General features: G+C 64.4%; 10 protein-coding genes. 4 read left to right on the top strand and 6 right to left on the bottom strand.

Translation table 11 applies throughout. The annotated features are described in order from the left end of the window. Positions 1-54: 54 nt before the first annotated feature. The 3 genes from EHH60_RS29195 to EHH60_RS29185 all read right to left on the bottom strand — a co-directional run bounded on the left by EHH60_RS29195 (position 55) and on the right by EHH60_RS29185 (position 2710). Positions 55-450 carry a type II toxin-antitoxin system death-on-curing family toxin gene (locus tag EHH60_RS29195; protein ID WP_124162835.1) on the bottom strand — a complete coding sequence of 132 codons (396 nt, stop codon included), beginning with the start codon at positions 448-450 and terminating at the stop codon, positions 55-57. A gap of 11 nt (positions 451-461) precedes the next feature. Beyond that, positions 462-686, bottom strand: coding sequence for an AbrB/MazE/SpoVT family DNA-binding domain-containing protein (locus EHH60_RS29190; protein WP_124162834.1), 225 nt, complete (start codon positions 684-686; stop codon positions 462-464). Between the two features lie 101 nt (positions 687-787). After that, on the bottom strand, positions 788-2710 hold the full coding sequence (locus tag EHH60_RS29185; protein WP_124162833.1) for a M3 family oligoendopeptidase: 1923 nt from the start codon (positions 2708-2710) through the stop codon (positions 788-790). Between the two features lie 127 nt (positions 2711-2837). On the opposite strand from EHH60_RS29185, the gene EHH60_RS29180 reads away from it, so the two are divergent. From EHH60_RS29180 to EHH60_RS29170, 3 genes are all read left to right on the top strand, one after another. Further along, positions 2838-4334 (top strand): sigma-54-dependent transcriptional regulator, encoded by a 1497-nt coding sequence (locus EHH60_RS29180; RefSeq protein ID WP_124162832.1) that lies wholly within the window; start codon positions 2838-2840, stop codon positions 4332-4334. Between the two features lie 350 nt (positions 4335-4684). After that, entirely contained in the window at positions 4685-6892 is a 2208-nt protein-coding gene (locus EHH60_RS29175; protein ID WP_124162831.1) for a L,D-transpeptidase family protein, read from the top strand. A gap of 285 nt (positions 6893-7177) precedes the next feature. Then, positions 7178-8824 (top strand): peptidoglycan L,D-endopeptidase MepK, encoded by a 1647-nt coding sequence (locus EHH60_RS29170; RefSeq protein ID WP_245454618.1) that lies wholly within the window; start codon positions 7178-7180, stop codon positions 8822-8824. A 48-nt stretch (positions 8825-8872) separates the two neighbouring features. Here EHH60_RS29170 and EHH60_RS29165 read toward each other — a convergent pair whose 3' ends face one another. The 3 genes from EHH60_RS29165 to EHH60_RS29155 form a co-directional block, all read right to left on the bottom strand. After that, positions 8873-10639, bottom strand: a complete 1767-nt coding sequence (locus tag EHH60_RS29165; RefSeq protein WP_124162829.1) for an adenylate/guanylate cyclase domain-containing protein — start codon at positions 10637-10639, stop codon at positions 8873-8875. Positions 10640-10721: 82 nt separating this feature from the next. After that, the gene (locus tag EHH60_RS29160) at positions 10722-10994 is read right to left on the bottom strand and encodes a DUF2312 domain-containing protein (RefSeq protein ID WP_008546273.1); all 273 of its coding nucleotides are present in this window, start codon (positions 10992-10994) and stop codon (positions 10722-10724) included. Between the two features lie 251 nt (positions 10995-11245). After that, complete coding sequence (locus EHH60_RS29155; protein ID WP_124162828.1) at positions 11246-11551, bottom strand: DUF1244 domain-containing protein; 306 nt, start codon at positions 11549-11551, stop codon at positions 11246-11248. Positions 11552-11717: 166 nt separating this feature from the next. Here EHH60_RS29155 and EHH60_RS29150 point away from each other — a divergent pair. Then, positions 11718-12257 (top strand): DUF1036 domain-containing protein (locus EHH60_RS29150; RefSeq protein ID WP_124162827.1); only part of this gene is annotated, 540 nt, incomplete at its 3' end.

Here is a 12257-nt window from a genome sequence, read left to right as displayed (position 1 = left end):
TGAAAGATTTGAGCAGGGCAACGGCACCAAAGCAGGGTTTTCCCGCAAATCGGGTCATTTGGAATCCAGATTGTCGCGGATCCAGCGCGCGAGGCTCTCCTCGCTGACTTCGCCAGCAGCGAGAGAGAGGATGATGGTCGTCGCTTCCGCCGGATCGGGACTGAAGGCCACGCCATTCTTGTGCAGAAAGACCATCAATGCCATGAAGGCGATGCGCTTGTTTCCGTCGACGAATGCGTGATTTTTCGCAAGGCCGAATGCATATGCTGCAGCGAGTTCGTCCATCGGCGCCTGCTCATAGCGCCATTTGTTGGTCGGCCGTTCCAGCGCCGACCGCAACATGCCTTCATCACGCAATCCCGGCGCACCACCGAAGCGCCGGAGTTGGCGACCGTGAATGGCGACAGCCTGTTCGTAGGTGATCCAGAGCGGCTCCTGGGGATCGCTCATTGCATGGCCGACTATTTCGCAAGCGCCGCGAGCGTGTCGCGATACTTGTCCATCACCTCGTCGGCGATCTCCATCGTCCGCTCGAAGTCGGGATCGTAAGGCAGCAACTGAAAACCACCGCCGGGTAATTCCACGACGTGCAATTGCTGTCCGCGCTTGAGATCGAGCCGCTGCATCAATTCACGGGGCAGCAGTAGTCCGTCGGAATTGCCAATCTTCTTGATCTCGATCTTCATGGCATGGGCTCCAGCGCGTTATACATATGTATAACATCGCCGAAGCCTTAGTTCAACAAATGTTTTACGTGCGCCCCGCCCCCAAAAGCGCCCCGGGCACCTCAGCCCATCGCCTCCAGCTCGTCGATCATCCCGGCAATGACGCTGAGCCCGCCGTCCCAGAACTTGGGGTCCTTGGCATCCAGCCCGAACGGCCGCAACAGCTCGGAATAGTGCTTGGTTCCACCGGCGGCGAGCATGTCGAGATAGCGCTCCGCAAAGCCTTCGGCCGCATTCTCGTAGACGGCGTAGAGCGAGTTCACGAGGCAGTCACCGAATGCGTAGGCGTAGACGTAGAACGGCGAGTGGATGAAGTGCGGGATGTACATCCAGTAGTTCTCGTAGCCCGCCTTGATCTCAATCGCGGGCCCTAAGCTCTCGCCCTGCACCGACAGCCAGATCTCGCCGAGCCGCGTCGCGGTGAGCTCGCCATTCTTGCGTTCGGTATGGACCGCCCGCTCGAAGGAATAGAACGCGATCTGCCGCACCACGGTGTTGATCATGTCCTCGACCTTGCCGGCGAGCAGCGCCTGCCGCTGCTTGGCGTTCTTGGTCTGGGCCAGCAGCCGCCGGAAGGTCAACATCTCGCCGAACACGCTCGCGGTCTCCGCCAGCGTCAACGGCGTCGGCGCCATCAGCGCGCCGTTCTTCGCGGCGAGCACCTGATGGACGCCATGGCCAAGCTCATGCGCGAGCGTCATCACGTCGCGCGGCTTGCCCTGGTAGTTCATCAGCACGTAGGGGTGCGCCGACGGCGTGGTCGGATGCGAGAACGCCCCCGGCACCTTGCCCGGCCGCACAGGCGCGTCAATCCAGCGATCGGTGAAGAAGCGCTCGGCGATGTCGGCCATCTTGGGCGAGAAGCTTCGATAGGCCGTCAGCACCATGCTTCGCGCCTCCGGCCAGGCAATGACGTCGGTCGCTGCAAACGGCAGCGGCGCGTTGCGGTCCCAATAGGCCAGCCGCTTCTTGCCGAACCACTTCGCCTTCAGCGCGTAATAGCGGTGCGACAGCTTCGGATAGGCCGCGCGCACCGAGGCAACCAGCGCGTCGACGACCTCGCGCTCGACGCGGTTGTTCAGGTGGCGGGAATCCGCGACGTCCTTGAAGCCGCGCCAGCGGTCGGAGATGTCCTTGTCCTTGGCCAGCGTGTTGGTGATCAGCGCAAAGGTGCGCTCATTGGCCTTGAAGGTCTTCGCCAGCGCCTCCGCCGCGCTCTTGCGCTTGGCGCCGTCGCGGTCCTGCAGCAGGTTGAGCGTCGGCTCGATCGCGAGCTCCTTGGAGCCGACCTTGAAGCGCAGGCCGGAGATCGTCTGATCGAACAGCCGGTTGAAGGCGGAATAGCCGGTCTGCGCCTTCTCCAGGAAGAGCTGCTCGAGCTTGTCGTCGAGCTGGTACGGCTTCTCCTTGCGCAAATCCTCGATCCAGGGACGATAATGCGCGAGCTCGGCGGCCTGCATCGCGCGGTTCAAAATATCGTCATCGATCCGATTGAGCTCGAGCGCGAAGAACAACAGATGCGTGGACGCCGCCGTCAGGCGCTCGGACACGTCCCCGTAAAACTTTGAAATCGCAGGGTCCACGCTGTCGCCGGCATGGACGAGGCCGGCATAGGAGCCGAGACGGCCGGCGAGGTCATCGATCGCCTCATAGCGTCGCACGGCTTCAGCGAGCCATTTTCCGCCATCTTCGTTTGCTGTCCCTGTCGCCAGCTTGCCCTTGTAGTCCGTCTCGAAGGCGACGCAGTCGGCATCTAATTTTTCGAGATCGCGCGCCACTTCCGGCGCGTCGATCCCGGAATAGAGATCGGCGAGGTTCCACTCCGGAATCTTGCCCGTCTTGCTCGCAGGGTTTGCGGGCGAAGGCCTGGAGGGTTTTTTCTTGGCGGCGGATTTCTTGGCAGCGGATTTCTTGGCGGCTGATTTCTTGGTGGCTGGCTTGCGGAGTGCAGATTTCGAGAGAGCGGTCTTGGAGCGCGAAGTCATTGTGTGGAAAACCTGTGTTCAACAAGCGCGACGGCGGACGGGGGCATCAAGGCTTAAGCATGCGTTAATCGGCTTCGGCCAGAGTGCCCCGATTCGAGACAGATAGTAGTAGCGTGCGGGGAACACCATGGCTGCCAGTATTTTGATCGCCGACGACGATCCTGTAGCTCGCCGGCTGGTCGAGAACATGGTGCAGAAATGCGGCTATGAGACGGTCGTCGTGGACTCCGGTGACGCCGCAATTGCCACCCTCACCGCACCCGACGCACCGGCCATCGACGCCGTCATCCTCGATCTCGTGATGCCCGGCCTCGACGGCATGGGCGTGTTGGCGAAAATCCGCGAAGCGGGCCTGAGCATTCCCGTCATCGTGCAGACCGCCCATGGCGGCATCGATAACGTGATCTCGGCGATGCGCGCGGGCGCAGCCGATTTCGTCGTCAAGCCGGTCGGCGTTGAGCGGCTCCAGGTCTCCCTGCGCAACGCGCTCAACACGTCCGCGCTCAAGGGGGAATTGCAGCGGATCCGTCACAGCCGCGAGGGCCGGCTCACCTTCTCGGACATCATCACGCGCGCCGAGGCGATGACCCCGGTGATGCGAGCCGCGCAGAAGGCGGCAAATTCCGCGATCCCCGTGCTGATCGAGGGCGAGTCCGGCGTCGGCAAGGAGATGTTCGCGCGCGCCATCCATGGCAGCGGCGAGCGCAAGGCCAAGCCGTTCGTCGCGGTCAATTGCGGCGCCATTCCCGACAACCTCGTCGAGTCCATCCTGTTCGGCCACGAGAAGGGCGCCTTCACCGGCGCCACCGAGCGGCACATGGGCAAGTTTGTCGAGGCCCATGGCGGCACGCTGTTTCTGGACGAGGTCAGCGAGCTGCCGCTGACCGCGCAGGTGAAGCTGCTGCGCGCGCTCCAGGAAGGTGCCGTGGAGGCCGTCGGCGGCCGCAAGCCGGTCAAGGTCGACGTCCGCATCATCTCGGCCACCAATCGCAAGCTGCTGGAGCGGGTGAAACAGGGACATTTCCGGGAAGACCTGTTCTATCGCCTGCATGTGTTGCCGCTGACGATCCCCTCGCTGCGCGCGCGGCCCGAGGACATCCCGCATCTGCTCAGGCATTTCCTGGCGCGCTTTGCCGCCGAGGAGAACCGCCCGCTCACTGGCATCAGCGGCGAGGCGGTGGCGCACCTGGCCCGGCTCGACTGGCCCGGCAACATCCGCCAGCTCGAAAACGCGGTCTACCGCGCCGTGGTGATGAGCGACGGCGACCAGCTCGACATTGGCGATTTTCCCCTGCTCGCCTCGCAGCCGCATCCCGTCACGGATATTCCGACCGCTCCCCTGATGCTCGAGCCGGCGGCGATGCCTTCCTTGGTGTCGGGTAATGAGATACCGATCGCGCCGCTCCCCTCCGTGGGAACTCTCGCGATGCTCACCGCGACCGGTGATGTCCGCGCGCTCGAGGACATGGAGAACGAGATCATCCGCTTCGCGATCTCGCACTATCGCGGCCAGATGTCCGAAGTGGCTCGCCGCCTCAAGATCGGCCGGTCAACGCTCTACCGTAAACTCGACGAGGCAGGGGTTCCCGGACATGGCGGCAAAAGCGGTGAGGAGACGCACTGAGCCAGCTGCGAACGCAGGTTCGCTCGAGTGTGCGCCACAGCTGTAAGCCGTTCGCATGGCGACAGAATTCGACTCCGATTTGAACCGTGACCCGGAAGTGACAGACAGAGGGAAAACCGCGTGGCAGAAGCGCACAATCCGTTGCCAAGAGGCCCCCTTGAAGTCAGTTTGTCGTGAGTTGTCCCGGGTAGCGCTGGCCGCAAAATCGGGGCCTGTATATCGTCTGCGTAAGAATCGTTGCGTGCAGGCGTGCAACTTTCGAGAGGCCGGCGCGGTTTAGCCGAAGCTCATCAATAGGCGATAACGAAGCTGTTCCATGAGGGGACAGTTCACCCGAGGGGTGCGACACAATGCGTGACTGTTTGAACCACCGTGCGGGCTTTGACCGTGTCTTGATGACGGTCGCGGCGACCTTCCTCGCGGTGTCCGCCAGCTCGGCCTTGGCACAGGACCAGGCGCGCAGCAGCGCCGCCGAGCTCGCGATCGAAGCTGCGATCCCGCGCCCCGAGCCGGCAAACGTCCCGCCCCCCACTGCAGCCGACATCAAGCTGGACACCACCGCCACGGTGCAAGATCCCACCAAGGAAATCGCGAAGGAGTCCGTCAAGGCGGAGGCCGCGCCAGCGCCGGTCAAGGTCGAGACCAGGCCGTCCGACGTCGCCACCACGCCGGCGCCTGAAGCGCCGAAGAGCGAGGCTGCGAAGAGCGAGGCTGCGACCGAGCCTGCAAAGACGGAACCCGCAAAGGCTGATACCGCGACCGCCACGCCGGCCGCTCCCGCAGCACCTGCTGCAGCGGCTCCCGCCGCCGAGCCGGTGAAGGCCGCGAGCAACGTGCCCGCCGCCGACCAGCCGGTCGCGGACAAGCTCAAGGATATCATCGGCGCCAAGACCTCGCGCTATTTCGACCGCAAGAACGAGCGCGCGGCGATCGAGAAATTTTACGGCGCACGCGATTTCGCGCCGATCTGGACGCAAGGCGGCAACCTGACCGCCGCGGCGAAGGGCGTGATCGCGCGGCTGAAGGACGCGGCCTCCGACGGCCTCAATCCCGCCGACTATCCGGTGCCGGACTTCGCCGCCGCCACGACGCCCGACGCGCTGGCGGATGCCGAGCTCAAGCTCACCGCCGGCATGTTCGACTATGCGCGCCATGCCCAGAGCGGCCGCATGCATTGGTCGCAGGTCAGCGGCGACATTCTCTATCCCGAACATCCGGTCGACCCCAACGAGGTGCTGGCCAAGGTCACGACCGCGGCGGATGCTTCCGCAGCGCTCGACAGCTACAACCCGCCGCACAAGCTCTACAAGGAGCTGAAGGCCAAGCTCGCCGAGCTGCGCGGTCAGGGCAACGGCCCGGCGATCGAGATCGCCGATGGTCCGACGCTGAAATACACCCCGGCCAGCAAGAAGCAGGCCGAAGTGGTCCTGGAAGATCCGCGCGTGCCGCAGCTCCGTGCCAAGCTCGGCCTCTCCGAGAACGCCGGCGACACCCGCTATGACGCGGCGGTCGCCGAAGCCGTGCGCAAATTCCAGAGCGGCGCCGAGATGAAGGCGACCGGTATTCTGGACGACAAGACGGTCAAGGCGCTCAACACCCCCAAGCGCGACAAGCAGATCGACGTTGTGGTGGTGAACATGGAGCGCTGGCGCTGGCTGCCGCGCGAGCTCGGCGCGCCTTCGCTGGGCGATGCCTATGTCATCCTCAACATTCCAGACTTCACGCTGAAGGTGATGCAGCGCGGCCAGCAGGTCTGGACCACCCGCGTCGTCACCGGCAAGCCGGGCCAGCACGCCACTCCGCTGCTCACCGAGACGATGAAGTACATCACGGTCAATCCGACCTGGAACGTGCCGCCGTCGATCGTCTACAACGAATACCTGCCGGCGCTGCAGCAGGACCCGACCGTGCTTCAGCGCATGGGCCTCAAGCTCGAGCAGAACCGCGACGGCTCGGTGCACATCTCGCAGCCGCCCGGCGAAGCCAACGCGCTCGGCCGCATCCGCTTCAACTTCCCGAACAAGTTCCTGGTCTATCAGCACGACACGCCGGACAAGCATTTGTTCGCGAGGGACGAGCGCGCCTTCAGCCATGGCTGCATGCGCGTGCAGAATCCGGATCAATACGCCTCCGTGCTGCTCAATATCACCCTGCCGAACGAGAAGTACACGCCGGAGCGCGTGCGCAGCATGTACGGCAAGAGCGAGATCGATCTGAAATTCCCGACCCCGATCCCGGTCAACATCACCTATCAGACGGCGTTCGTGGATGACGCCGGCAAGCTGCAATTCCGCAAGGACATCTACGGCCGCGATGCGACCATGATCAACATCCTGAAGAATAGCCGCGGCAAGGATCTGGAGAGCGTCGTCGCCCACTCCCAGCCGAGCTATTCGCGCCCGGCGACGACGTTGCCCTCCGGCATGGCGGTGGCCAACAATGGCGGTGGCTTCGGTTCGTCGGGGCCAAACTTCTTCGAGCGGCTGTTCGGAGCGCCGACCCCGGCCCAGCCGCCGGCGCCGGTCGGCCGTCGTCCCCAGCGGGTGTTTACCCGCTGAGCCCGGCTCAGCGCCTGGATTACAAGAATTCTGCAATGAAATCAGCGGCCCCGTCCTTTGGATGGGGCCGCTTAACGTTAACCATGCGCCAACCTGCACTCGGACAGCGGGCGTTTTTTTGCCACAGTCAACCGTTTAGGATCGTACTCTGACTTGGTTTGGGGGCGGGAAGGTCAACCTCGAATTAACCTTCTTGCTTTAAGAAAGCGTTCATCCTCTTCGCGCTGCTAACGGGGTTGGCGGGAGAGTCCATTTTGAACGCTCGTCGACTGGGTGGGCTCATACGTGCTGACTGGTCTCGCACGCCAATTCGCTGTGCTGTCGTTGTCCCATGCGGGGGTGAAGGCCGGATCCAGGATCGGCCTCGCCTCCGTGTTGCTGCTTGCCGCCGCAGGCTCGGTCCATGACGCCGCCGCGCTGAACGAGACCAAGACGCTCTCCTTCCACCATACCCATTCCGGCGAAGACCTCACCGTCACCTTCAAGCGCGACGGCCGCTACGACGAAGCCGCGCTGAAGCAGCTCAACCACTTCTTGCGCGACTGGCGCACCCAGGACGAGACGGTCATGGACCGTCGCCTCTTCGACATCCTCTGGGAAGTCTATCGCGATGTCGACGGCAAGCAGCCGATCCAGATCATTTCCTCCTATCGCTCTCCCGCCACCAACGCCATGCTCCGCCGCCGCTCCTCCGGTGTGGCGCGCTTCAGCCAGCACATGCTGGGACATGCGATGGACTTCTACATTCCGGGCGTGCCGCTCGAGCAGATCCGCTTCGCCGGCCTGCGCCTCCAGCGCGGCGGCGTCGGCTTCTACCCAACGTCAGGCTCGCCCTTCGTGCATCTGGACACCGGCAGCATCCGGCACTGGCCGCGCATGACGCATGACCAGCTCGCCCGCGTCTTCCCGGACGGCAAGACGGTGCACCTGCCGACCGACGGCGTACCGCTGAAGAACTATGAGCTGGCCAAGGCGGAGATCGAGCGGCGCGGCAGCGGCGACGATGCCGGCAGCAAGCCGAGTTTCTTTGCCGCCTTGTTCAGGAGCAAGCCGGCTCCCGCCGCGAGCAGCGACGAGGATGAGGAGGGCGCGCCCGCAACGGCCGCGAAGCCGTCCGCACCGACCCTGGTCGCTGCCGCCGCCAAGCCCGCCGAGCTGGTGCCGACGCCCCGCGCCAAGCCGCAGATTGCCGGGACCCTCCAGCTCGCTTCGGCCGATGCCCAGATCGTCGCGCCGGCCAAGCCGAAGCCCGCGCCCGTGGCTGACAAGCCGGCGGCCGGCAAGTCTGTTGAGGGCAAGTCTGTTGAAAGCAACTCTGTTGAAGGCAAGCTGGAGACCCCGGCCGACATCATCAATGCCCGCGGCTTCTGGGATGATATCCCGGCCGCGCCGCAGCAGGCGACGCCGGCTCAGGTCGCAGCGCTGAAGGCGCGTCAGGCGCTGGCCGCCGCCACCGATCCGCAACCAACCGCGAGCGTCTCCAACGCAGCCTTCCAGGCCCTGGCTTACGCGCCGGCCGCCTCCCCGGTCGACCGCGCCAATGTCGTCGCCGCCTCCGCGCCGATCCCGCGCACCGCCCGACCCGCTGCTGCATCCCGCGGCGTGGCTCACGCGACGGACGTCAACATGGTGGTCGGCAAGAGCATCGACGGCAGGGTCGCCACCGCCACCCGCCTCTCCGCCGCCGGCGAGAGCATCTGGCTCAAGATCGTGATGCTGTCGCCGAGCGCCAGCCGCGCGATGTCGGTGACGCTGATGGGCGAACTCGATACCGCAGCGCTGCGCGGCTTCTTCGTCAAGCCGCAATCCGTGATCACGATGGGTTTTGCCGACGATCCCATGCACGGTCTGTCCTGCGAGAGTTTTTCGGGCAGCGCGACCGCGAGGCTCGAGACGACGTCCTTCGTCGTGCGCACCGCCGCGCTGCGCTGAGTCCCGGGTGGCAGCAAGGCTCTTGCTGCTCTTCCTCGCTCCGGTCGATCAAGCCGGCAGGCCAGCCGCGATGAGGCCAGCCTCGTGGCGCTGCCGGTCGAGTTCGCGCTTGTAGTGGAGCGTCGCAAGATGAGCTGCCACCGAGAACCCCGGCTCGCGCTTCAAGACCTCCGCGGCGTGAGCGCCAGCCGCGACCGCATTCGTCATCTGCGCGAATGTCGCCGCCAGAAACGCATGATGGGTGTAATCGGGGCGCGTGATCCTTGAAAATGCTTCGGCGGCCTCGGCGTATTTCTCCGCGCAATAGTAGGCGCGGCCCAGATGGCTCCAGAAGCGCTCGGGATGATAGGGATTGAGGCGCATCGCTTTCCTGATCCAGTCGATGCCTTCCTCCGGCAGGCCCAGCCAGGTCAGGAGTTCCCCCTGTTGCACGACCACGAGGTCGTAGTTTGGATTGAGTGCGAGCGCGCGCTCCTGATGATAGGTGGCCTTCTCGTAATCGTGGCGCGTCAGGTTGAGTGCGGCGAGAATCCGGTGCACGTCAGCGTCATTGTCATCGAGCGCCAGCGCGGTCTCGAGCTCCGAAGCCACCTGCTCGAAGGTCGCCTCGCGGTCGGCGCACCAGCCATAGATCCAGCACTGGCCGAGCACGCATGCCTTCCAGGCATGAGCGTGGGCATAGTTCGGATCCATCGCCAGCGCGCGGTTGAGCAGCGTCTGCGCCTGAGCGTTGTCGTCGCGGGTTGATCGGTGATGCAGGAGCTTTGCAGCCAGCACGCATTCGTAAGCGGGCATGTTGTCGGTCGGCTTGCGCTTGGTGCGGTCGTGCGTTGCGGCTTCTACCCGACCGGGCAAAGTCGCCACGATCGCGCGGGTCATCTCGTCCTGGATGGCGAAGATGTCCTGGAGCTCGCGGTCGTAGCGTTCGGCCCAGATATGGCGGTCGGTCTCTGCATCGATCAGCTGCACGGTGACGCGGACGCGCTCCCCGGCCTTCCGCACGCTGCCCTCGATGACGTAGTCAACTCCGAACTCGCGGCCGATGTCCTGAACCTTCACGGCCTTGCCCTTGTAGACGAACGTCGAGTTGCGGGAGATGACAAGCAGATCGTGAAAGCGTGAAAGCTCAGTGATGATGTCCTCGGTGAGACCGTCCGCGAAGAACTCCTGCTCCGGATCGCCACTCATATTGGCGAATGGCAGCACGGCGATGGACGGCTTCTTCGAGACACCTGGTGGCGTCGCCGCAGTGTTCGACCCGCCGGGCGGGCCTGCAGGCCCCTCCACCAGCCGAATGCGGAAGACGCGGATCGGGCGGGCGATGTTCTTGACGCTCTGTTCACCGAGATCATCGAACTGAACTCCGTCCAGGCGGTCGCCGACCTGATCGCGCACCGCGCCTGAAACGCAGATTCCCCCGGGCTCGGCCAGCGCCTCCAGTCGCGCAGCGATGTTGACGCCATCGCCGAAAATGTCGCTCTGATCGACGATCACATCGCCCAGATTGATGCCGATGCGGAATTGTATCCACCGCGGCGGCGGGACGTCGGCATTGCGCCGCGCCATGCGGCGCTGGACCTCGGCGGCACAGAGCACGGCATCGACGACGCTGTAGAATTCGGCCAGCATGCCGTCGCCGGTCGTCTTGATGATACGGCCGCGGTTCTTGGCAATGGCTGGATCGATGAGTTCGACCCGATGGGTCTTGAGCCGCGCGAGAGTGCCGGCCTCGTCGACCTCCATGAGCCGGCTAAATCCGACCATGTCGGCGGCGAGGACCGCGGCGAGCCTGCGCTCTGGTCCCGGCACATCCATCGCTCGGTCTCTTCCCCGAGCAATCTAGCAGACGCAGAGGTTCTGCCCAAGCGTGATGAGCGGCAACGCCGGGAGATGTGCCTCAGATCATCCCCAGCGCCTGCATGTAGGTCTCGAGAATGGTCTCGGCCTCCGCCCGCTCGTTGGGATCCTGCTTGCGCAGGCGCACGATGGTGCGCAGCGCCTTGACGTCGTAGCCGTTGCCCTTGCTCTCGGCATAAACGTCGCGGATGTCGTCGGAGATTGCCTTCTTCTCTTCCTCCAGCCGCTCGATGCGCTCGATGATGGACTTGAGCTGGTCCTTGGCAAATTTCGTCGCGGGCTCGTCGTCGCGGACGGCGGCGGAGGTGGCCATCTTGTACTCCCAATGGAACTGGCAAAATGAGGTGACGCCGGCATCCCTCACCGCGCGTGCTGGGTAGACCCTTAGGGTTGGCGCCAGCTGCATTCAAGCAAGCATCGCACTCGTCCACAGCGCGCCCACAGGAGATGACGCCGTCATTCCGGGGCGCCCGAAGGGCGAACTGCGCTGCGCACTTGCGCACCGGTGAATCTCGAGATCCCGGGTCGATGCTTTGGATCGCCGGAACGACGGAACGAAATTGGTCAATGCCCGTGGGGATGGACCTTCTTCATCGTCTCAAGCTGCTCGGGCGTGGCCGTGCCCTGGTATTTCGACTTCCAGGTCTCGTACGGCATGCCGTAGACGGCCTCCCGGCTCTCGTCCTTGCTCAAGGGCACGCCCTGGGCGTCGGCCGCGTCCTTCAGCCAGTTGGAGAGGCAGTTGCGGCAGAAACCAGCCAGATTCATCAGATCGATGTTCTGGACGTCCGTCCGGCTCCGCAAATGATCGACCAGGCGCCGGAAAGCCGCCGCCTCAAGCTCCGTTCTGGTTTTGTCGTCGATTGCCATGGCTGTGTTCCTTAAGGCCCGTCCCGATGGCGGTCACCCTTACGGGATCAGGTGGGTCCTGTCACAGATTTTGCCATATCGCGGCGCAAACGGGCCGACGCCCGGCTTCGGGACGGGCCCCGGCCCAACGCCAAATCGTCAATGATCTGGTATAGCTTCCGCGACAATGATTGCCGAATCTCCCCCCTCCCCGCTTCGCCTCGTCGCCCGGTTGGTTCCGGTGCTGGTGGTCGCCCTGCTGTGCCTTTACGCCAGCCCGGCCTCGGCCGATTTCCGCCTCTGCAACAACACATCGAGCCGGGTCGGGATCGCGCTCGGCTACAAGGACGCCGAGGGCTGGACCACCGAAGGCTGGTGGAACATCTCGTCGCGCTCTTGTGAGACGCTGCTCCGGGGCACGCTGGTCGCCCGCTACTACTACATCTATGCCATCGACTATGACCGCGGCGGCGAATGGTCGGGCCAGGCCTTCATGTGCTCGCGCGACAAGGAGTTCACCATCCGCGGCACCGAGGATTGCCTCGCGCGCGGCTACGACCGGACCGGCTATTTCGAGGTCGATACCGGTGAGCAGCGGGCCTGGACGGTGCAGTTGACCGACGCCAACGAACAACAGCCGGCGCAGCAACGCGTACCAGGCCTGCCCGGCCCGGTTGGCCCCGGCGGCGTTCCGGGTTTGCCCAATGGTCCGCCCAGTGGTACGCCC

The organism is Bradyrhizobium sp. RP6, assembly GCF_003837805.1.
Classification (GTDB): domain Bacteria; phylum Pseudomonadota; class Alphaproteobacteria; order Rhizobiales; family Xanthobacteraceae; genus Bradyrhizobium.
This window is presented reverse-complemented; position numbering and strand designations above follow the sequence as displayed.

Excerpts from the sequence above, each read along its gene's own strand:
- EHH60_RS29175 (WP_124162831.1), top strand. The coding sequence starts at position 4,685 with ATGCGTGACTGTTTGAACCACCGTGCGGGCTTTGACCGTGTCTTGATG.
- EHH60_RS29180 (WP_124162832.1), top strand. The coding sequence starts at position 2,838 with ATGGCTGCCAGTATTTTGATCGCCGACGACGATCCTGTAGCTCGCCGG.
- EHH60_RS29155 (WP_124162828.1), bottom strand. The coding sequence starts at position 11,551 with ATGGCAATCGACGACAAAACCAGAACGGAGCTTGAGGCGGCGGCTTTC.
- EHH60_RS29195 (WP_124162835.1), bottom strand. The coding sequence starts at position 450 with ATGAGCGATCCCCAGGAGCCGCTCTGGATCACCTACGAACAGGCTGTC.
- EHH60_RS29190 (WP_124162834.1), bottom strand. The coding sequence starts at position 686 with ATGAAGATCGAGATCAAGAAGATTGGCAATTCCGACGGACTACTGCTG.
- EHH60_RS29160 (WP_008546273.1), bottom strand. The coding sequence starts at position 10,994 with ATGGCCACCTCCGCCGCCGTCCGCGACGACGAGCCCGCGACGAAATTT.
- EHH60_RS29185 (WP_124162833.1), bottom strand. The coding sequence starts at position 2,710 with ATGACTTCGCGCTCCAAGACCGCTCTCTCGAAATCTGCACTCCGCAAG.
- EHH60_RS29165 (WP_124162829.1), bottom strand. The coding sequence starts at position 10,639 with ATGGATGTGCCGGGACCAGAGCGCAGGCTCGCCGCGGTCCTCGCCGCC.